The sequence below is a fragment of the Pseudomonas sp. GZD-222 genome, assembly GCF_049310525.1.
GTDB lineage: Bacteria > Pseudomonadota > Gammaproteobacteria > Pseudomonadales > Pseudomonadaceae > Aquipseudomonas.
In genome coordinates this window covers 189,232-209,206 of record NZ_JBMOWO010000078.1, presented here as the reverse complement: position 1 = coordinate 209,206, position 19,975 = coordinate 189,232, and the positions used below count along the sequence as shown (strand labels likewise).

At 63.4% G+C, this 19,975-nt stretch carries 20 protein-coding genes; 10 read left to right on the top strand and 10 right to left on the bottom strand.

Annotation, left to right across the window (positions count from 1 at the left end):
* Nucleotide 1: 1 nt before the first annotated feature.
* Together ACO6VD_RS15390 and ACO6VD_RS15385 are read right to left on the bottom strand one after the other, a co-directional pair.
* Entirely contained in the window at nucleotides 2–1,399 is a 1,398-nt protein-coding gene (locus tag ACO6VD_RS15390) for a NarK family nitrate/nitrite MFS transporter (protein ID WP_400173236.1), read from the bottom strand.
* Complete coding sequence (locus ACO6VD_RS15385) at nucleotides 1,386–2,681, bottom strand: MFS transporter (protein WP_422420235.1); 1,296 nt, start codon at nucleotides 2,679–2,681, stop codon at nucleotides 1,386–1,388. Before ACO6VD_RS15385 ends, ACO6VD_RS15390 begins: the two co-directional genes overlap by 14 nt.
* Before the next feature lie 315 nt (nucleotides 2,682–2,996).
* On the opposite strand from ACO6VD_RS15385, the gene ACO6VD_RS15380 reads away from it, so the two are divergent.
* The 4 genes from ACO6VD_RS15380 to ACO6VD_RS15365 all read left to right on the top strand — a co-directional run bounded on the left by ACO6VD_RS15380 (nucleotide 2,997) and on the right by ACO6VD_RS15365 (nucleotide 6,598).
* Complete coding sequence (locus ACO6VD_RS15380) at nucleotides 2,997–4,799, top strand: HAMP domain-containing protein (RefSeq protein ID WP_422420234.1); 1,803 nt, start codon at nucleotides 2,997–2,999, stop codon at nucleotides 4,797–4,799.
* A complete protein-coding gene (narL, locus tag ACO6VD_RS15375; protein ID WP_422420232.1) occupies nucleotides 4,796–5,443 on the top strand; it encodes a two-component system response regulator NarL in 648 nt (215 codons plus the stop codon). Before ACO6VD_RS15380 ends, narL begins: the two co-directional genes overlap by 4 nt.
* An 81-nt stretch (nucleotides 5,444–5,524) precedes the next feature.
* Nucleotides 5,525–6,202 carry a Crp/Fnr family transcriptional regulator gene (locus tag ACO6VD_RS15370; protein ID WP_400173230.1) on the top strand — a complete coding sequence of 226 codons (678 nt, stop codon included), beginning with the start codon at nucleotides 5,525–5,527 and terminating at the stop codon, nucleotides 6,200–6,202.
* Between the two features lie 24 nt (nucleotides 6,203–6,226).
* On the top strand, nucleotides 6,227–6,598 hold the full coding sequence (locus ACO6VD_RS15365) for a putative zinc-binding protein (protein ID WP_422420231.1): 372 nt from the start codon (nucleotides 6,227–6,229) through the stop codon (nucleotides 6,596–6,598).
* 9 nt (nucleotides 6,599–6,607) lie between these two features.
* On the opposite strand, the gene ubiT is transcribed toward ACO6VD_RS15365, so the two are convergent.
* From ubiT to norR, 7 genes are all read right to left on the bottom strand, one after another.
* Nucleotides 6,608–7,078 carry a ubiquinone anaerobic biosynthesis accessory factor UbiT gene (gene ubiT, locus ACO6VD_RS15360; RefSeq protein WP_422420229.1) on the bottom strand — a complete coding sequence of 157 codons (471 nt, stop codon included), beginning with the start codon at nucleotides 7,076–7,078 and terminating at the stop codon, nucleotides 6,608–6,610.
* Nucleotides 7,072–7,962 carry a U32 family peptidase gene (locus tag ACO6VD_RS15355; protein WP_422420227.1) on the bottom strand — a complete coding sequence of 297 codons (891 nt, stop codon included), beginning with the start codon at nucleotides 7,960–7,962 and terminating at the stop codon, nucleotides 7,072–7,074. The genes ubiT and ACO6VD_RS15355 overlap by 7 nt, the downstream gene beginning before the upstream one ends.
* A 10-nt stretch (nucleotides 7,963–7,972) precedes the next feature.
* Complete coding sequence (gene ubiU / locus ACO6VD_RS15350; protein WP_422420225.1) at nucleotides 7,973–8,968, bottom strand: ubiquinone anaerobic biosynthesis protein UbiU; 996 nt, start codon at nucleotides 8,966–8,968, stop codon at nucleotides 7,973–7,975.
* Between the two features lie 133 nt (nucleotides 8,969–9,101).
* The gene (glp, locus tag ACO6VD_RS15345; RefSeq protein ID WP_422420224.1) at nucleotides 9,102–10,337 is read right to left on the bottom strand and encodes a gephyrin-like molybdotransferase Glp; all 1,236 of its coding nucleotides are present in this window, start codon (nucleotides 10,335–10,337) and stop codon (nucleotides 9,102–9,104) included.
* Nucleotides 10,334–10,888: a molybdenum cofactor biosynthesis protein B gene (moaB, locus tag ACO6VD_RS15340; RefSeq protein ID WP_422420222.1), complete on the bottom strand. Its 555-nt coding sequence runs from the start codon at nucleotides 10,886–10,888 to the stop codon at nucleotides 10,334–10,336. Before moaB ends, glp begins: the two co-directional genes overlap by 4 nt.
* A gap of 96 nt (nucleotides 10,889–10,984) precedes the next feature.
* The gene (gene pdxH / locus ACO6VD_RS15335; RefSeq protein ID WP_422420220.1) at nucleotides 10,985–11,632 is read right to left on the bottom strand and encodes a pyridoxamine 5'-phosphate oxidase; all 648 of its coding nucleotides are present in this window, start codon (nucleotides 11,630–11,632) and stop codon (nucleotides 10,985–10,987) included.
* An 83-nt stretch (nucleotides 11,633–11,715) separates the two neighbouring features.
* A complete protein-coding gene (gene norR, locus ACO6VD_RS15330; protein ID WP_422420218.1) occupies nucleotides 11,716–13,245 on the bottom strand; it encodes a nitric oxide reductase transcriptional regulator NorR in 1,530 nt (509 codons plus the stop codon).
* Between the two features lie 154 nt (nucleotides 13,246–13,399).
* On the opposite strand from norR, the gene ytfE reads away from it, so the two are divergent.
* Nucleotides 13,400–14,074, top strand: coding sequence for an iron-sulfur cluster repair protein YtfE (ytfE, locus tag ACO6VD_RS15325; RefSeq protein WP_422420216.1), 675 nt, complete (start codon nucleotides 13,400–13,402; stop codon nucleotides 14,072–14,074).
* Nucleotides 14,075–14,094: 20 nt separating this feature from the next.
* Here ytfE and ACO6VD_RS15320 read toward each other — a convergent pair whose 3' ends face one another.
* The gene (locus ACO6VD_RS15320; protein ID WP_400173219.1) at nucleotides 14,095–15,270 is read right to left on the bottom strand and encodes a sugar transporter; all 1,176 of its coding nucleotides are present in this window, start codon (nucleotides 15,268–15,270) and stop codon (nucleotides 14,095–14,097) included.
* Between the two features lie 256 nt (nucleotides 15,271–15,526).
* Between ACO6VD_RS15320 and ACO6VD_RS15315 the strand changes: the two genes are divergently transcribed.
* From ACO6VD_RS15315 to ACO6VD_RS15295, 5 genes are all read left to right on the top strand, one after another.
* Nucleotides 15,527–15,751 carry a hypothetical protein gene (locus ACO6VD_RS15315; protein WP_400173218.1) on the top strand — a complete coding sequence of 75 codons (225 nt, stop codon included), beginning with the start codon at nucleotides 15,527–15,529 and terminating at the stop codon, nucleotides 15,749–15,751.
* Between the two features lie 99 nt (nucleotides 15,752–15,850).
* Nucleotides 15,851–17,350: a glycolate oxidase subunit GlcD gene (glcD, locus tag ACO6VD_RS15310; RefSeq protein ID WP_422420214.1), complete on the top strand. Its 1,500-nt coding sequence runs from the start codon at nucleotides 15,851–15,853 to the stop codon at nucleotides 17,348–17,350.
* On the top strand, nucleotides 17,350–18,411 hold the full coding sequence (glcE, locus tag ACO6VD_RS15305; RefSeq protein ID WP_422420212.1) for a glycolate oxidase subunit GlcE: 1,062 nt from the start codon (nucleotides 17,350–17,352) through the stop codon (nucleotides 18,409–18,411). Before glcD ends, glcE begins: the two co-directional genes overlap by 1 nt.
* Nucleotides 18,412–18,414: 3 nt before the next feature.
* A complete protein-coding gene (gene glcF / locus ACO6VD_RS15300; protein ID WP_422420211.1) occupies nucleotides 18,415–19,650 on the top strand; it encodes a glycolate oxidase subunit GlcF in 1,236 nt (411 codons plus the stop codon).
* A 57-nt stretch (nucleotides 19,651–19,707) separates the two neighbouring features.
* Nucleotides 19,708–19,974 carry a PepSY domain-containing protein gene (locus tag ACO6VD_RS15295; RefSeq protein ID WP_400173215.1) on the top strand — a complete coding sequence of 89 codons (267 nt, stop codon included), beginning with the start codon at nucleotides 19,708–19,710 and terminating at the stop codon, nucleotides 19,972–19,974.
* Nucleotide 19,975 lies beyond the last annotated feature (1 nt).

The following is a 19,975-nucleotide window of genomic DNA, read 5'->3' as shown; positions in this document are numbered from 1 at the left end:
GTCAGCAGGGGGTCTCGGCGCCTTTGCGGGCGTACCACCACCAGGTCACGACGATGCAGCTCAGGTAGAAACCGACGAACATGTAGAAAGCCAGCGCCGGGCTACCGGTCATGGCCATCGACGAGCCGAATGTCTTGGGAATGAAGAAGGCGCCAAAGGCCCCCATGGCAGAGCTGAAACCGAGCACCGCGGCCGATTCCTTGCCGGCGTTTTTCACCGCCTGCTCGTGAGCCTTCGCGCCTTTTCCGGCGGCGGCTTTTTCATGTTGGGTGCGGAAGATCACCGGGATCATGCGGAAGGTCGAACCGTTGCCGATGCCGGTGGTGAAGAACAGCAGCATGAACATGCCGAGGAAGCCGTAGAAGTTGCCGGCAGCACCCTGCTGGGGAATGAAGTGCAGCACGCCGAAGACCATCACGATCATCAGTACGAAGTTCCACAGGGTCACCCGTGCGCCACCGAGTTTGTCCGCCAGCCAGCCGCCCAGTGGGCGTACCAGGGCACCGACCAGTGGGCCGAGGAAGGCGAAGGTCAACGCGTTGACCTCGGGGAACGAGGTTTTGATCAGCATCGGGAAAGCGGCGGAGAAACCGATGAACGAACCGAAGGTGGCCAGGTACAGCCAGCACATCAGCCAGTTGTGCTTGCGTTTGAAAATCACCGCCTGCTCGCTGAACGAGGCCTTGGCGCTGGACAGATCGTTCATGCCGAACCAGGCCAGCAGGGTCACGGCAATAATGAACGGCACCCACAGGAAGCCCGCGTTCTGCAGCCACAACTGGCTACCGTCGGCCAGCACCTGAGGGTGTCCACCGAGCACACCGAAGACGCCGAAGGTGATCACCAGCGGCACGGCGAACTGCATCACCGAAACGCCGAGGTTACCCAGGCCGGCATTCAGGCCCAGGGCGGTGCCCTGCTGCGACTTGGGGTAGAAGAAGCTGATGTTGGACATGCTCGAGGCGAAGTTGCCGCCACCAAAGCCGCACAGCAGCGCAATCAGCACGAACACACTGTAAGGGGTGCTCGGGTCTTGCACGGCAAAGCCCATCCACAGCGTCGGCAGCAGCAGCGAGGCGGTGCTCAGGGCGGTCCAGCGGCGGCCGCCGAAAATCGGCACCATGAACGAGTAGAACACCCGCAAGGTAGCGCCCGACAGGCCCGGCAACGCCGCCAGCCAGAACAGCTGGTCGGTGCTGAAGGTAAAGCCGATGGCGTTCAGGCGCACGATCACCGTGCTCCAGACCATCCACACGGCAAAGGCCAGCAGCAGTGCGGGAATGGAAATCCACAAGTTGCGGGTAGCGGTCTTTTTCCCGCTACGCCCCCAGAACGCGGGGTCCTCTGGGCGCCAGTCATGAATGACCGGGCCTGAGTCAGGCTTTTTAAGAACCGACATGGTCTTCTCCTTGGGCAATACTGGAAAACGGATTCGAGGTCGCCTGCGGCTGTTTGCCGAGCAGCGGGCGTTTGCGGACTTCGCTGAAATACATCCAGATGAGCGACACCCAGACCACGCCGTACATCAGCATGAAGGCCGAGGAGCGCACGCCGGTGAGGTCCACCAGGGCGCCAAACATGATCGGCAGGACGAAGCCGCCAAGGCCGCCGGCGAGGCCGACGATGCCGGATACCGCGCCCATGTTTTGCGGGTAGTCGTTGGCGATGTATTTGAAGACCGAGGCTTTGCCGAAGGCGAAGGCAATGCCGATGATGAACAGCAGTGCGGTGAACAGCACCGGGTTCAGGCCGATGTGGAAATCCAGCGGGCCATTGAGTGTTTGCACCTGCAGCTGGGTTTGCGGGTAGGACAGCAGGAACAGGCAGATCCAGCTGACCCACAGCACCCACCAGGTCACGCTCTGCGCGCCCCAGCGGTCCGACATCCAGCCGCCGACGGCACGCAGCACACCGCCCGGCAAGGAGAAACACGCGGCCAGCAGCGCTGCGCTTTGCAGGCTGAAACCGTATTCCTCGACGTAGTACTTGGTCATCCACAGCGCCAGGGCCACGTAGCCGCCGAAGACAATCGAGTAGTACTGGCAGTAGCGCCACACCGCCGGATCCTTCAGGGCCTTGAGCTGCTCGGCGAGGCTCGCGCCTTTGGCACTGCGGTGGTCTTTGTTGTCGGAACAGAGGAACCAGAACAGCAGCGCGGTAATGAACAGGATGGCACTGAAGACCTTGGGCACCAGCTGCCAGCTGCCGGCGGCAATCAACGCCGGGGCAAGGAACTTGGTGACGGCCGAGCCTGCGTTACCTGCACCGAACACGCCCATGGCGAAGCCCTGGTTGTCCTTGTCGAACCATTTGGCGACGTAGGCGATGCCGACGGAGAACGAGCCGCCGGCCAGCCCGACAAACAGCCCCAGGGCAAGGAACTGCCAGTAGGCAGTGGCATGGCTGATCAGGTACAGCGGCAACACGCAGGACAGCATCAGTACGAAGAACACGATGCGGCCACCAAAACGGTCGGTCAGCAGACCGAGCGGCAGGCGCACCAGCGAGCCGGTCAGCACCGGTGTCGCGGCCAGCAGACCAAACTGGGTTTCGTTGAGGTGGAGCAGTTCCTTGATCGGAACGCCGAGCACGGCAAACATCATCCAGACCATGAAGCAGACGGTGAAGGCCAGCGTACTCATGCCCAGTACCAGGCCCTGTCGTACACGCGGTGGATTCATGTTGCGTCTCCCGATTAAAAGCATTGGCGGCAGACTAGAGAGGCAAACCCGGTAAAAACTTGACTCCGATCAACGAAGCCAAATCGCGTTCGGGTCTATGATTTGCCCGCCTACCTCCAACGAGGTAGAGCCGAGAAACCTCCAAACCCCTTATTTATTAGTGTCTTGGCGTTTTCAGGCCGGGCATTTACGCAGCACCTGAGGGTAGGAACTCTTTAGAGGTAGAACGCCAGGGACGGGCTGCAGAATCATCGGCAGTCACACATCGGAGCCCTGCATGCATGCTTTTCCCCGCTTGGCAAAAAGGCCCCGGTCATGACCCGCTGGCTGCGCAGCTCCCTGCCCGCGCGCGCCGGCGTTGCGGTGATCCTGATTGCGGTACTGGCGCTGGCCAGCTCCTTGAGCGCGGGTCTGATTGCCTGGTTCAGCCAGGGTGATGCGGCGGCGATCAATACCGCAGGCTCGGTGCGTATGGAAACCTACCGCCTGAGTTGGAAGCTGGCCTCCGGCGCCGACCGCGAAGAAATCAACCACGTCAGTCAAAGCCTGCAGCAACGGCTCAATAGCCATACCCTCAAGGCGGTGCTGGAAGACGGCAGCAATGCCGCGCTCAACGCCAGCTACCAGCAATTGCAGGATTACTGGCAGCACACCCTCAACCCGGCGCTTGAGCGCGGTGACGCCATGGCGTTCCAGGCCAGCGCCCTGCCCTTCGTCGAGCAGCTCAACCAGTTCGTCAATCTGCTGCAGCGCCAGAGCGAACATAAGCAAACCTGGCAACAGCTGATTCAGGGCGCGGCGCTGTTCATCACCATGATCGTGCTGCTGGTGGGCCTGTACGAACTGCAGAACAGCGTGATCAGCCCGCTGCAGGAGCTGGTGGATGCCACCCGGCGCTTTCAGCGCGGCGAGTTCCAGGCGCGGGTCAACCATCAGTCCGAAGATGAGTTGGGCCAGCTGGCCAACAGCTTCAACGCCATGGCCGAAACCATCGAGCAGTCCCATCGCACCCTGGAGACTCAGGTCCAGCAAAAAACCCTGAACCTGCAGCAGGCCAATGCCGCCCTCGAGCTGCTCTATCAAAGCAGCCGCAGCCTGGCCACGCGCCTGGCCAACGCCGAAGGCCTCGATGAGCTGATCCGCCGCTTCCAGCAGCGCCTGCCAGGCTTGCGCCTGTCGCTGTGCCTGCAAGGCCAGCTGCAAGCCCCGGCCCAGCAATTGCTCGCCCTGCATGGCGCCGACAGCCGCAAAGTCTGCGCCAGCAGCGACTGCGCCACGTGCCAGCGCCACGAACAACGCAACCCGCAGAGCTACAGCATCAGTAACCAGGGCAGCGCCCTGGGTGAACTGAAGGCGCACTTTATCGATGGCCACACCCCACAAGCGTGGGAAACCCAGCTTATCCAGGCCCTGGCCAACCTGATCGGCACCTCACTGTCACTCAAGCGCCAGCGCGAGCAAGACCATCGCCTGCTGCTGCTCGAAGAGCGCGCGATCATCGCCCGCGAGTTGCATGACTCCCTGGCCCAGGCGCTGTCCTACATGAAGTTGCAAGTCAGCCGCATGCAAACCTTGATGCGCCGTGGCGAACCGGTGGAAACCCTCGAAGGCGTGACCGCCGAGCTGCGCGAAGGGCTGAACAACGCCTACCGCCAGTTGCGCGAACTGCTGACCACCTTCCGCCTGCAGATTCACGACGCCGGCCTGGCTCAGGGTCTCAAGGACACGGCGCAGGAATTCACCCGCCGCGGTGCCTTCGAGGTGCACCTGCACATCGACAACCTGGCCTTCGAACTGTCGGCCAGCGAACAGATCCATATCCTGCAGATCACCCGCGAGGCCCTGTCCAACTGCCTGCGCCACGCCCATGCGCAAAACACCTGGCTGCAGCTGCGCCAGGATGGCGAAATTGTTCGGCTGTCGATCGAGGACGATGGCCGCGGTTTCGTCGGCAGCCGCGACCCACGCGAACACCACGGCCTGAACATCATGGATGAACGCGCACGTAGCCTGCATGGCCACCTGCAGATCCTTTCCAGGGAACCGCAAGGCACCCTCGTCCAGATGGAGTTCCGTCCGGAATTTCTCGGCCAGCACATCCAAGGAAACATCACATGAACACGCCTGTGAACTGCCGCATCCTGCTGGTGGACGATCACCCGATGATGCGTCGTGGCATCCGCCAGATGCTCGAACTGGAAGACGACTTCGAAATCGTCGGCGAGGCCAACCACGGCGAAGAAGCCCTGGCCATGATCGAACCGCTGCAACCGGACCTGGTGCTGCTCGACAACAACATGCCGCAGATGAATGGCATCGAGACCCTGCGCCACCTGCGCAACCAGTCCTACAGCGGCAAGGTCCTGTTGTTCACCGTCTCCGACGCCGAAGACGACATCCGCGACGCCTTGCGCCTGGATGCCGATGGCTATCTGCTCAAGGACATGGAGCCGGAGCTGCTGATCCAGTACATCCGCGATGCCATGAACGGCGCGCTGGTCATCAGCCCGGGGCTGACCCAGGTCATGGCCCAGGCCCTGCGCTCTCCGCCCCGTCACCCTGAGGTAGAGCTGACCGAACGCGAACGCCAGGTGCTCAAGACCATTGCCAGCGGCTACAGCAACAAAGTCATCGGCCACAAGCTGGGGATTACCGAAGGCACGGTGAAAGTCCATGTGAAGAATCTGCTGCACAAACTCGGCCTGCGCTCACGGGTCGAGGCTGCCGTCTGGGCCATGGAACACCTGCGTCACCAGGGCTGACTGCCCCTTTCGAGGTAGGCCTGTGGAGGCATAGGCCACAGGCGTACGGCGCTCTACCATGGCGGTCAGCGGAGGTATCCCATGCTGACCCACCCTTCACTCGTACTGTTTTTGCGGCGCCATCATCTGTTCAACCAGTTGCCCGACAGCGTCTTCGAACAAGTCTGCGGCCTGGCCATGCAGCGGCGCCTGAGTTGTCACGACACCCTCATGCACCAGCGCGACCCGGCCAAGCGCTTTTTTCTACTGGTCAGTGGCCAGATCAAGCTGTACCGCATCACCGCCCAGGGCCAGGAAAACCTGGTCGAAATCATCCAGCCCGGGCAGTCTTTTGCCGAAGCCTTGCTGTTCAGCCAGACCCGCTACTACCCGGTCAGCGCCACCGCGCTCAAGGACAGCGTGGTGATCAGTATCGAAGGCAACCATTACCGCAACGCCCTGGAAGACCAGCCGCAGGTGTGCCTGTCGATCCTGGCCAGCATGAGCATTACCCTGCACCAGCGGCTCAAGGATATCGACACGCTGACCCTGGCCAGCGCCAGCCAGCGGGTGGTGAATTTTCTCCTGCAGGAGCGTGACCCGCAAGACGATCGGGTCCTGCTGCAGGTGCCCAAACGCCTGGTAGCCTCGAAGCTGGGCATTCAACCGGAAACCTTCTCGCGCATTCTCCATCGCCTGGTGGAGAACGGCCTGATCGCCATGGAGCGCCGCGACATTCGCATTCTCGCGACTGAGGCGCTGGTCGACTATCACGCCTGAGCGGCCTATCACTGGAGCGCCTTCATGCCCCGCACTGCCCTGCCCCTGGTCTACTCCTGCTCCGGCTGCTCCAACGTCGCGCAACTGGCCAATAACGTGGCATTGCGCCTGGACCGCGAAGGCCTGGCACAGATGTCCTGTATCGTCGGGGTCGGCGGGCAAGTGCCGGCGTTGGTCAACCTCGCCCGTTCAGGGCGCTGGATCCTGGCGCTGGACGGCTGCCCGCTACAGTGTGTCGCCGGCTGCCTGCGCCAGCACGGGTTGCAGGCTGACAAGCACTTGATCCTCAGCCAGCAAGGGTTGCGCAAGCGTTATGGCGAGGACTGCAGCGCGGCGCAGGCCGATGAGGTGTTTTCCGAGATCCGTCAGTTGCTGGCGGATCTCGGCGCTAAATAGGCGACAGGATCAGCCTGTCGCCAATCCCTTCCCTGCCCGCTCCAGGTTCCGCCACAACCACACCGGCAAGACCTCGGGGTCGAGGCTGTCGATCAGGTTCTTCAGGGTCAGCCCCAGTTCGGTATCGCCTTCAATGACCAGACGCCGCCTGAAGAACAAGGTGTCGGGGTCCTCCTGCCGACTGGCCAGCAACAGAAACTCGCGCCAGTTGCCGCGGATGGTGACATCGGCCTTGGCCTGTGCGGCAATCTCCAGGCCGTACAGGGTGCGGGTCAAATACCAGGTCAGGTTCAGATCGGGAATGCGCAGACATAGCCAGCGCCCGCGCAGCAGGTCAAATTCACCGTCCTTCAGTGGCTCGGCCAGGCAACGGTTAAGTGCCTGCTGCAAGGCCACACGCTGCAGCACAAAGGGCACATGACGGATCAGCGGGAACACGCGGTCGGCGCCGCGCAGCAACCATTGTTTGCGATTCAGCACAGGCCTACCTCCTCAACGCGCAGCATGCCCGCCTGGCCATGCCAGTAGCCGTTGCACCCTTCGACGTGCAGAGGCGGTGCTTCACCCTGGCGTACGCGCTGGAAGGCCTCGATTACTTCGACCATGCCCTGCGCACGCGGACTCAAGCGCAGCAGGTTGGCGCCGCTGGCCGCCAGACCCTGGTAGTCGGCCAACAAATTAGTGACCTCGGCCGACATTGTCTGAATACCGTTGAGGGTGAACAGCGGCTGGCCTTCCTGACTGCTCAGCGCCAGGCCATCGGGGTAGTTCAGGCAGCAGAACTGGCAATCATCCTTGGGCCGGTTTTCCGCCCGTGCGGTGAAGCAGCGTGCCGAGTACGCCAGTGGCAGGTGCCCATAGGCGAAGACTTCCACCTCTGGCAGCTCACGGCCCAAATCCCGGACCTGATCGAGGATCGAGCGGATCAGCGTCGCCGAACATTCCACCGGCGGCACCCAACGGGTCATCCCGCAATCCTGCAGTTGCGCCAGGGCGTGGCCGTTGTACAGATTGAGCGCCGGACCACCGACGAAGGGCAGTTTGCGCTCGGCCAGAAACTGCACCGCGCCCATATCGTTGGCTTCCACCAGCACCTCGCCGTTGTCGCACAAGCGCCGCAGGCTGGAGAGTTCGGAAGCGGCTTCGACCAGGGTCAGGCTCGACAGTACGATCTGTGCCTGACTGCAGCTTTGCAGCTCGCGGCCCAACCCCAGCCAGTGATCCAGATTCATCGCCCGACGTTTCGAGCAGACGGTTTCGCCAAGATAAATGACATCCAGGGGCAACGCCGACATCTCGGAATAGAAACGCCCCAATTGCTCTTTGTCCCAGTAATACAGGACGGGTCCCAGGCTAAGCTTCATGTCCAGTCCCTCATTGCCATGATCGATGGTAAGCACCCAGGGTGGTCTGGCTGCCTTCGGACAAGCCAGCCAGCACCTTGCGCCACTGGTCCTGGACGGCGAAACGCTCAGGTGCCAGGCGATGAGCATCGAGCGCGGCGCGCCAGACCTGGGTGACCTGCTCGACATACGCCGGACTGCGCTGACGGCCTTCGATCTTCACCGCTTCGACGCCCATCGCCGCAAGCTCCGGCAACAGGTCCAGGGTGTCGAGACTGGTGGGTTCTTCGAGGGCATGGAAGCGCTTGCCGCCAACCAGGAAACGCCCCTTGCACAAGGTCGGATAACCGGCCGGTTCTTCGGGGCTGTAGCGATCGATCAGCACTTCACTCAGGCGTGCACTCAAGCCCTCGGCGTCTTCGCTCCAGCGCACCGCCTTGGCCGGTGAACACACGCCGCACAGGTTCGGCGACTCGCCGGTGATGTAGGAAGACAGGTGGCAACGTCCTTCGGCCATGATGCACAAGCTGCCGAAGGCGAAGACCTCGATGGGTACTGTGCTGTTGGCCGCGACCTGACGAACCTGGGCCAGCGACAGCACGCGCGGCAGTACTGCGCGGCGGATGTTGTAGTGCTGGGCGTAGAACGCCAGGGCACTGGCATTGGTGGCCGAACCTTGCACCGACAGGTGCAGGGTCAGCTGCGGATGGCGCTTGCTGGCATAACCCAGCACCCCGGGGTCGGCGGCGATCAGCGCATCGACATCATGGTCGGCGGCGCGGTCCACCGCGCGTTGCCAACGTTCCCAACCCTGAGGCTGCGGGTAGGTGTTGACCGCGACATAGAGCTTGCGTTGATGTTGACGGATATAGGCGACGGCGGCGTCGAACTGCTTGTCGTCCATGTTCAGGCCGGCGAAGTGCCGGGCATTGGTGTCATCGCGAAAACCGACGTAGACGGCATCGGCGCCTTGGCGTACCGCCGCTTTGAGCGCGGGCAGGTTCCCTGCCGGGCAGACCAGTTGCATGGGCATTCCTCATGAAAGAACGTGTCCCGGCCCCCGCCTGCGATGCGTCACGCGAGCAGGCCCGGTGCAATCGAAAATGCGCCGCCAGTCTAGCCAGACCGCCGGCGCAGACCTTGACGACAATCAAGGCCGGTCACTGCATGAGTTCGGCAAAAGACAGGAAGGTCACGTTGTCGTGCTTGTGCACCTGCTGTTCACACTCCACCACCGCCAGGCCATCGGCCCAGCAGGCGGCCGCGAGCATTGCCGAGCTCTGCTGCGGGTGCAGTTGCACGCTTGGCTGGCCATCGGCAGCGGCGGTCAGTCTGGCGCGCAAGTACTGACGGCGCTTGTTGCGCTGCAACCAGTCAAAACCTGCCGGCAACGCCATCGGCCGCGGCAACACGTCGCGTACACCCTGGGCCCTGAGCAGGAACGGACGCACCACCACCAGTGCGGTGATCAGCGCTGCGGCGGGGTTACCCGGCATGCCGATCCAGGGCTTGCCGGCCACTTCGCCAAAGGCCAGCGGCTTGCCCGGTTGAATCGCCAGGCGCCATAGATCCAGGCTGCCCAAAGTCTCGATGGCATGCTTGAGGTGGTCTTCCTCGCCGACCGAGACACCGCCGGAACTGAGCATCAGATCGCACTCCGAAGCCGCCAGGCTCAAGGCATGGCAGCTGGCCGACAGGTCGTCGGCCATCACCCCGTAGTCATGCACTTCAACGCCCCAGCCTTGCAACAAGGCCGACAGGCAATAGCGATTGCTGTTGTAGATCTGCCCCGGTGCCAGCGGCTGGCCGGGTTCGCGCAGCTCGTCACCGCTGCTCAGCAGGCACACCCGCAAGGGTCGATAGACCTCGACCCAGCAGACCCCGGCCGCAGCCAGCAAACCCAGTTCCTGGGCACGCAGACGCTTACCGGCCTGGAGCAACAGATGACCCTGGCGCACTTCCTCGCCGGCCTTGCGCACATGATCGCCCAGGCTGGCCGACGGCAACCACACCTGGTCGCCCTCGACCCGGCAGAGCTCCTGGGGCACTACTGTATCGGCGCCGGGTGGTAGCGGCGCGCCGGTGAAGATGCGTACCGCTTGCCCCGCCAGTAGCGGTGTGCTGGCTGCCTGTCCGGCGGCGATCCGTCCGGCCAGATTCAAACAGCCCCCGGCCACAGGAAGGTCAGCGACTCGGAAGGCGAAGCCGTCCATGGCGCTGTTGTCCCAGCCTGGCAGGTCGAGGGGCGAATGAATGTCCAGCGCCAGGACGCGCCCCAGGGCTTTTTCCAGCAGCACGGTTTGCGCTGCCGGCGGTGGTGGCGCCTGCTCGAGCAAATGTTTGATCGCCTGGTCGACCGGCATCAGCTGGCCGCTGTCGCATACCGGACGGCTCATGGGCGCCCCCCACAGGCCTCGATTGCCTGCTCGGCCTGGACCTTGAGATGCGGGGCGAAATTGCACGGGCCGGTACGGCTGTCGAGTTGCCCGAGGAGGATCTGGTTCCAGGCCGTGCGGCAGGCGCCGGGTGAACCGGGGACGCAACAGACCAGCACGCCATTGCTCATTCCAGCCAAGGCCCGCGACTGCAGACTGGACATGCCGATCTCCGCCAGCGACACCTGACGGAACAACTCGCCAAAGCCCTCCACATGCTTGTCCAGCAGCGGCAGAACCGCTTGTGGCGTGTTGTCACGTACGGTGAAACCGGTGCCGCCGGTGGTCAACACCACCTGCACTTTGGGATCGGCGATCCAGCGCGAGAGTGTCGCGCGGATCTGGTAGATGTCATCTTTGACCAGATCTCGGTCGACCAGCTGGTGCCCGGCGGCCTGGAGCAAGTCGCAGAGGGTCTGTCCCGAAGTGTCGTTGTCAAAGCTGCGTGTGTCGCTGATGGTCAGTACCGCAATGTTCAGCGGCTCAAAGGTGCGTTGCGCCAGATGGGCCATGTCCGGACCCTCCCATGATGAGAATGCGCCCAAGCCTGAACCGAAACAGCAGGCGAACCTATTCCTCCAAGGAGGTACCTCGACCGGGAGCGCCGCTCAGGGCGCCAGACGGCTGCGGGTCCACACGCCATCCTGCAACCGGTAATCGAGGCGGTCATGCAGACGGTCGGCGCGGCCCTGCCAGAACTCCATGCGCTCCGGTTGCAGGCAGTAACCGCCCCAGTGCTGCGGACGCTGCAGCGGCTGATCGACAAAGCGGCGGATGGTCTGCGCCAGCAACGCTTCCAGCGCCGCCCGGTCGGCAAGCACCTGGCTTTGCGGTGATGCCCAGGCACCCAGGCGGCTGGTCAATGGACGCGAATCGAAGTATTCATTGCTGAGCTGCGGGTCGAGGCGCTGCACTTGGCCTTCGATGCGTACCTGGCGTTCGAGCCCCGGCCAGAAAAAGGTCATCGCCGCCCACGGATTGGCGTCCAGCTCCTGCCCTTTGGCACTCTGGTAGTTACCGAAAAAGGTAAAGCCCGCCTCGCTAACGCCCTTTAGCAACAAGACGCGCCCGTGCGGGCGCCCCTGACTGTCGACCGTGGCCAGGTGCATGCTGTTGGCCTCCACCGGCGCGCATTCGGTTTCCCGCGCCTGTTGCAGCCACTGCGCGAACATCAGCAGCGGATCGTGCCCGGCGGCCTCTTCCTGCAGGCCACCGAGGGTGTAGTTGCGGCGCATCTGAGCCAGGGACAGGGGCATGACAGTGATCTCCGGTGGTGGGAGTGCGCAGTCTGTTGGCTCGCCCTCCTCGTCACCTTGACCGCCATCAACGTCTGGCGCGCTTACTTCAGATGCAAGCGCTTGGCCAGCTTGTGCAGGTTGCTCGGATCGACCTGCAGCAGGCGTGCGGCGCTCGCCCAGTTGTCCGCACACAACTCCAGCGCGCGGACAATGGTCTGGCGCTGGCAGGCGTCGACCGCCTCGCTCAACGACGCATGCGGCAACGCCGCTTCGGCAACCTGCGCAGCGTGTTCGGCACTGGGCGCGGCCAGTTCGGCGCTGTCCAGATCAAGCAACTCAGGCTCCAGGGTGATGATCAGGCTACGGTTGCCACCGCGGCTGAGCTGCTTGAGCGCAGCGCGGCTGATCACATGCTCCAGTTCGCGCACGTTGCCCGGCCAGTGGTACGCCAGCAACGCCCGCTCGGCCGCCGCCGACAGACGCAAGCCGCGCAGGCCCAGACGGGTGCGGTTGAGTTCAAGAAACTGCCCGGCCAGTATCAGCACGTCATTGCCACGCTCGCGCAACGGCGGAATCGGCACCGGATAGACCGACAGGCGATGGTACAGGTCGGCGCGGAACAGGCCCTCGCGAATGCTGTCGGGCAAATGCCGGTTGGTCGCGGCGATGATGCGTACATTCACGTGCAGCGGCTTGTCAGCCCCCAGGCGCTGGATCTCGCCGTTCTGCAGGGTGCGCAGCAGTTTGGCCTGCACGCTCAATGGCAACTCGCCGACTTCGTCAAGAAACAGCGTGCCGCCGTTGGCCGCATCGAAACGCCCGGCACGGTCGCTGTTGGCCCCGGAGAAGGCACCTTTGACATGCCCGAACAGCTCGCTTTCGGCCAGCGATTCCGGCAAGGCGGCGCAGTTCACCTGAATCAACGGCTTGTGACTGCGCCGCGAAATGCGGTGCAAACGCCGGGCGAACAATTCCTTGCCCACCCCGGTCTCGCCCAGCAACAACACCGGCAGTTCCGAGTCGGCCAGCACATCCAGTTCGTTGAGCAATTGATGCATCACCTGGCTCTGGCCGAGAATCTCACCCTCCTGAACCGGCATGCGCAGGTCCACCGGCTCGCTGCGGGACAGGCGCAGGCTGCGGTTTTCCTGTTCCAGCCGGGTAACCCGCACCGCCGCTTCGATCTGCAGGGTGCAGCGTTTCAATTCATCCCGGGCGGCGGCATCGAAGGTCCCGGCCTGCAGGGCGTCGAGGGTGATCGCCCCCCAGATCTGCCCTTCCACATACAGGCTCACACCCATGCAGTCATGCACCGCCAATGGCTCACTGAGCGCGGTGTCGAGCAGGCCGTCGTAGGGATCGGGCAAGCGGCTGTCGGGCTCGAACCAGGTGGGCTCGCGCGAGGCCATGATCGCCGCCAGGCGCGGATGCTGAGCGATGACAAAGCGCCGCCCGAGGGCTTCATGCACCAGGCCGACCGTGGCCACCGGGCGCAGGCTGTCGTCGTCTAGGCGCAACAAACCGACAGCACCGCAGCTGAAGTACTCGCGCAGGGTTTGCACCAGTCGTTGCAAGCGCACGGCATTGGGCAGTTCGACAACCAGATCGGCGTCGAGGCTTTCTCGTTGCATGGTGGTAATTACCCTCTGTGGTTGTATCTACCCTGACTCATCAGGGTGATATTCACCACCACAAAAAATAAACTCCATGATTTCAGTCAGTTAAAGATGGCACGGGCGATGCACCAGCCAGGGAGACCTTTGCACTTACGATCAAGGAACCCTGATGAGCCAGACACTTCTCGAAAAAAGCCTCGGTCAACTGGCCTGTGACATCCCCGGCGCCACGCGGATCTTCCACAGTTTCAACCTCGACTTTTGCTGTGGCGGGCAGAAAACCCTGCATGAAGCGGCCCTGGGCAAGCAGCTGGACCCGACGCTGATCGCCGAGGCACTGGGCAAACTGCAGGACAGCGGCGGCGCAACCGACGATTGGCGCGAGGTGCCGCAAACCGAACTGATTGCGCACATTCTGGCGCGCTATCACCAGCGTCACCGTCAACAGTTGCCGGAGCTGATCCGCCTGGCGCGGCGTGTGGAGCAGGTGCACGGCGCCCGCAGCAGTTGCCCCAACGGCCTGGCCGACCACCTGCAGGCCATGCAACAAGAACTCGAAGGCCACATGCTCAAGGAAGAACAAGTGCTGTTCCCGCTATTGCAGCAAGGCATCGGGCAGCATGCCGCCCCGCCTATTCGGGTGCTGCGCCTTGAGCATGATCAGCACGGCGAAGCGCTGGAAACCCTGCTGGCATTGACCCACAACATCACCCCACCGGCCGACGCCTGCAATACCTGGCGCGCCCTGTACCGAAGCCTGGCGGAGTTTCGCGACGACCTGATGCAGCACATCCACCTGGAGAACAACGTGCTGTTCATCAAGGCGCTCGCTCCCGTCCATTGAAGCGTTGCGCGCGGGTGGGGTCAGCCGTTGCGGGTAAAGCGATAGGTTGTCACTGCACACAACAGCAACCCCGCCAGCGCCAGCGAGCCGCCGACCAGGCCGATATTGGCCAGGCCCATCTGCACACTGACCACACTGCCGATCAAGGCACCGGCACCGATACCGATGTTGTAGATGCCGGAAAACATCGCCATCGCCACATCGGTTGCGTCAGACGCCAGAATCAGCACCTTGGACTGCAAGGCCAGGCTGAAACACATGATCGAAATACCCCAGAGCATACTCAGGGTACCGAGCATGGCGAAGTCGCCCGACAGCGGCAGCAACAGCAGCAAGCTGGCGGCCAGCATGGCAATCGCAGCGAGCAGGAAGCCGCTGGGAAAACGCTCGCTGTAACGGCTGAACAGCACCGAACCGAACACCCCGGCGCCACCGAACAGCAACAGCAGCAAGGTAGTGCGCTCGCCGCTGATCCGGGCGACATTCAAGGCAAACGGCTCGATGTAGCTGTAGGCAGTGAACTGCGCGGCGATCACCAACGCGACCAGCACGTACACCGTTACCAGCGCCGGGCGCTTGAACAGTACCGGCACACTGCGCAACGAGCCGGAGTTCTGACTCGGCAACAACGGCAGCGACTTGACCAGACAGATCAAGGTCGCCAGTGCCACCCCGGCAATCGCCAGGAAAGTAATGCGCCAGCCCAGCGCCTCACCGACGACCCGGCCCAACGGGATGCCCATGACCATCGCCAGCGTGGTACCGGTCGCCAGCAACCCCAGCGCCTTGGCCTGCTGTCCTGGTGGCGCCACCCGCACCGCCAAAGAGGCGGTAATCGCCCAGAACACCGCATGCGCGAGGGCAATGCCGATGCGGCTGAGCAACAGCATGGCGAAGCTCTGCGCCACCCAGGACAGCAAATGGCTAACGATAAACAACACGAACACCACGATCAGCAGCTTGCGCCGCTCGACATTGCGCGTCAGCAGCATCATCGGCAGCGAGGCCAGGGCCACCACCCAGGCATAGATGGTCAGCATCAGGCCGACCTGAGCGGTGGACATGTCGAAACTTGCGCCAATGTCGCTGAGCAGGGCTACCGGTACAAACTCGGTGGTGTTGAAGATAAACGCCGCAAGGGCCAGGGCGATCACACTGAGCCAGCTGCCGGCTCGCGCATCCACGGGGGTATTCATCGGTGGGGGTGTTACTCCAGATCGTTTGCAGACGCCAGGCACACCATTGCGCCCAGCCTGAAGCACCCACGCCCGTCGGGCCTGAGTGGAAGCGTGTTCGCTGAGGAAGAGTTTATAAGTATGCGGGGTAGCGCTTGCTGGCAAGGATAGTACGTCAGCCCCCGGCCTGTCACAACCGCTCTGCTGTTGGTCTGGCTGGCGAGGGCAGTTTTCAGGGGCACTGCTACACTGAATTCGCTGAAAGGAGGAATGAATCATGTCCGATAAAGACATCACCACGCTGTTGACCCTGATCGACCACCGGCAAGCCACCCTGGCCTCGGCCTGCAAGGAAATCGCCGACTGGATCGACCGTCAGGGCGACGTACCGGCCGCAGGCAGGATTCGCGCCAGCCTCAAGGCGGTAGAAGCCGACGGCGCTCTGGTGAAGAAAACCCTGACCTCGCTGAAGGTCGACCGCCCGCTGCCGCGCTTTCGTTGATTAGCGACAGCAGGCGCGCGTGCCGACTCTGAACGCCCGGGTTCGACTCCACCAGGCACATGCCTGGGCCTTCGACTTCCCGTGCGTTGTGGCGCGCCGATGAATATCCTCTACGACGAGCGCCTCGACGGCGCCTTGCCGCGTGTCGACAAGCCGGCACTGCTGCAAGCGTTGCGCGCACAGATTCCCGACCTGGACATCCTCTCTGACGAGGAAGATCTCAAGCCCTACGAGTGCGACGGGCTTTCGGCGTACCGCACCACGCCGCTGCTGGTGGTGCTGCCGCAGCGTATCGAGCAAGTCCAGGCCCTCCTCGTTCTGTGTCATCAGCGTCAGGTACCGGTTGTTGCTCGGGGTGCCGGCACCGGACTTTCGGGCGGCGCCTTGCCGCTGGCCCAGGGTGTGCTGCTGGTAATGGCGCGCTTCAACAAGATTCTCGAGATCGACCCTGCGGCACGCACCGCCCGCGTACAACCGGGCGTGCGCAACCTGGCGATCTCCCAGGCCGCCGCCCCCTATGACCTGTACTACGCCCCCGATCCCTCGTCGCAGATTGCCTGCTCAATCGGCGGCAATGTTGCGGAAAACGCCGGCGGCGTGCATTGCCTCAAGTACGGACTGACCGTGCACAACCTGCTGAAACTCGAAGTGCTCACCGTCGACGGCCAGTGCCTGACCCTCGGCGCCGACAGCCTCGACGCTCCGGGCTTTGATCTGCTGGCGCTGTTCACCGGTTCCGAAGGCATGCTCGGGGTCATCACTGAAGTCACCGTCAAGTTGCTACCGCGCCCGCAGGTGGCCAAGGTCCTGCTCGCCAGCTTCGACTCGGTGGAAAAAGCCGGCGCGGCGGTGGCCGCGATCATCGCTGCCGGGATCATTCCCGGTGGTTTGGAGATGATGGACAACCTGGCCATCCGCGCCGCTGAAGACTTTATCCATGCCGGCTACCCGGTCGAAGCCGAGGCGATTTTGCTGTGCGAGCTCGATGGCGTCGAAGCCGATGTGCGCGACGACTGCGAGCGCGTCCGCACGCTGCTGCGGCATGCGGGTGCCACCGAGGTACGCCAGGCGCGGGACGAGGCCGAGCGCGTCAGGTTCTGGGCTGGACGCAAGAATGCCTTTCCGGCCGTGGGCCGGATCTCGGCGGACTACTACTGCATGGATGGCACCATTCCGCGCCGCGAATTGCCCCATGTGCTGCAGGCCATCGCCGCGCTGTCGCGCAAGTACGACCTGCGGGTCGCCAACGTCTTTCACGCGGGCGACGGCAACATGCATCCGTTGATCCTCTTCGACGCCAACCAGCCCGGTGAACTGGAACGGGCCGAAGCCTTGGGCGGCGAAATCCTCGAGCTGTGCGTGAAGGTCGGTGGCAGCATCACCGGCGAGCATGGCGTCGGCCGAGAGAAGATCAACCAGATGTGCGCGCAGTTCAACAGTGACGAACTGACCCTGTTCCATGCCGTCAAGGCCGCTTTCGATCCCAAGGGCTTGCTCAACCCTGGCAAGAACATCCCGACCCTGCACCGCTGCGCCGAGTTTGGCGCCCTGCATGTGCACGGCGGTGCCTTGCCGTTCCCTGAGCTGGAGCGTTTCTGATGACGACCCTGAACCAGGACAGCAGCGCGCTGTTGCTCGAACAGGTCAACCAGGCCCGGGCCCAGGGCACGCCGCTGCAGATTCGCGGGGGTGCCAGCAAGGCCTGGCTCGGCCGTGCGCTGCAAGGGCAAGTAATCGATACCCGCAGCCATTGCGGCATCGTCAATTATGACCCCACCGAACTGGTGATCACCGCCCGTGCCGGCACACCGTTCAGCGAGATATCCGCTGTGCTGCAGGCCAACCAGCAGATGCTGCCCTGCGAGCCGCCGCACAGCGACGACGGCGCGACCCTCGGTGGCATGGTCGCTGCCGGACTGTCCGGACCGCGCCGCCCCTGGGCCGGTTCGGTGCGCGACTATGTCCTCGGCACCCGGGTCATTACAGGTCTTGGCCAACACTTGCGCTTTGGCGGCGAGGTGATGAAGAACGTTGCCGGTTACGATCTGTCGCGCTTGATGGCCGGGAGTTTCGGTTGCCTGGGATTGATCAGCGAGGTGTCGCTCAAGGTGCTGCCCATACCACGCTGCGAAGCCCATATCGCCCTACAGCTGGATGCCCGACAGGCCTTGTTGAAACTGGCGCAATGGGGCCAGCAACCGCTGCCGATCAGCGCCGCCTGTCATGACGGCGAGGTGCTGCGCCTGCGCCTGGAAGGCGGCGAAGGTTCGGTACGGGCAGCCCATGAGCGTCTGGGTGGCGAGACGTTCGCGGGCAGCTGGTGGCAAGACCTGAACCATCGGCGCCTGGATTTTTTCCGCGACCCGCAGCCACTCTGGCGCCTTTCCCTGCCCAACAACACTGCGCCTATGGACTTGCCTGGCGCGCAGTTGCTCGACTGGGCGGGTGCGCAACGCTGGTTGAAATCCGACGTCCATCCCGAACAGCTGCGCACTGTTGTCAGCCGCTTGGGTGGGCATGCCACCTGCTACACCCAGGGATACACCGACAGCCCTTTCCAGCCCCTGTCCAGCGGGCTGCTGCATTACCACCAACAGCTCAAGCAGCGCCTTGATCCACAGAGGATCTTCAACCCCGGACGGATGTACGCGGAGGTCTGAGCCATGCAAACCACCCTGAGCGAGGCCGCCAAACGCCTGGCCCGCGCCGAGGAAGCCGAGAGCATCCTGCGCACCTGCGTGCACTGCGGGTTCTGCAATGCCACCTGCCCGACCTATCAACTGCTCGGTGACGAACTCGATGGCCCGCGTGGCCGCATCTACCTGATCAAGCAAGTGCTTGAAGGCCACCCGGCCACGGCCAGGACCCAGCTGCATCTAGACCGCTGCCTGTCCTGCCGCAACTGCGAGACCACCTGTCCGTCGGGCGTTGATTACCACAACCTGCTGGACATCGGCCGTGCCGTGGTTGATCAGGCCGTGCCCCGCCCGCCCCTGCAGCGCGCGCTACGCAGCGGCCTGCGGCAACTGGCGGCGCGGCCGGCAACCTTCAGCCACCTGGTGCAGCTGGGGCGCAGCGTTGACGCGGTGTTGCCCGCAGCGCTCAAGGCCAAGCTGCCGCGCAGCGCTCCCGGCGCCAGCCCGCGCCCGCCTGTGCGTCACGCTCGACGCGTGCTGCTACTCGAAGGCTGCGTACAACCGGGCCTGTCGCCCAATACCAATGCCGCCGCGGCACGCGTTCTGGACCACCTCGGCATCAGTGTTGTTCCTGCTCCCGAGGCCGGCTGCTGCGGCGCCGTCGATTATCACCTGGACGCCCAGCAGGCCGGCCTTGAACGTGCCCGGCGGCTGATCGATGCCTGGTGGCCGGCCATCGAGTCGGGAGCCGAAGCCATTGTGCAGACTGCCAGCGGCTGCGGCGCGTTCATCAAGGATTACGGCAAACTGCTGCATCACGACCGCGGTTACGCCCTCAAGGCCCGGCGCGTCAGCGAACTGGCCAGGGACCTGGTGCAAGTGATCGATGCCGAGCCCGTAGAGCGCCTGGTTTGTCATAGCGACCAGTTGCTGGCATTCCATTGCCCGTGCACCCTGCAGCACGCACTGAAGCTTGGCGGCGCCGTGGAATCCGTACTCAAACGCCTGGGCTTCACCCTCAGCGCTGTCGCCGATGGCCACCTGTGCTGCGGTTCGGCCGGCACCTACTCACTGACCCAACCGGCCTTGGCCCGCCAGCTGCGCGACAACCGCCTCGATGCCCTGGAGCGCGGCCATCCCGACCTGATCGTCAGCGCCAACATCGGCTGCCAGGCGCACCTTGATGGCGCCGGGCGCACGCCCGTGCGGCACTGGATCGAAGTGGTCGACGAGGCACTCGCGAAGTCGCCATCTCTGACATAAGCTCAATCAGGCTTCATGGCTGTGCTGCCGCGTGTTTCCCAATCACGAGGACTCGTCATGCGTAACCTTCTGCTTGTTGCACTGCTCGTCGCCAGCCCGCTGGCGCTGGCCAAAACCGAATGTTCCAAAGCCGACAAGGTCCAGTGGCAGGACCCGGACAACTTCCAGCAAGACTTGAAGAAACAGGGCTACGAGATCAAGAAGTTCAAGATCACCGATGGCAACTGCTATGAGATCTATGGCTGGGACAAAGACAAACGCAAAGTCGAAATCTATTTTGATCCAGTCACCGGCAAGAAGGTGAAAGAAGAGGTCGAGGACTGAG